This window comes from Secundilactobacillus angelensis (assembly GCF_012641075.1).
Lineage (GTDB): Bacteria > Bacillota > Bacilli > Lactobacillales > Lactobacillaceae > Secundilactobacillus > Secundilactobacillus angelensis.
Map to the genome: position 1 here is coordinate 1 of NZ_JAAXLJ010000119.1, position 255 is coordinate 255.

Sequence of the window (255 nt, forward strand, 5' to 3'; positions counted from 1 at the left end):
ATCAGGAACAAGTTTCCAATGCTTTGCGCTATCACTACTCAAATGGTTTTCTTGAAGGCATTAACAGTCAAATTAAAAAAATTAAGAACACTGCTTACGGTTACAGAAACTGGGCCAACTTTATTAACCGTATTTTTCTGGAACGTGTCTGGTTCAGACCACTTTCTAAAAATACTGTAAACTAAAAAAGTACTTAGACCAATTAAGGTCCAAGTACTCTTATAAAGCTAAATCAACTCTACTTGACGAAGAGCC

General features: G+C 35.3%; 1 protein-coding gene. It reads left to right on the top strand.

Annotated features, from left to right (window positions below; genetic code table 11):
* Positions 1-185 (top strand): transposase (locus tag HC026_RS12625; protein WP_168926233.1); only part of this gene is annotated, 185 nt, incomplete at its 5' end.
* Positions 186-255: the final 70 nt, after the last annotated feature.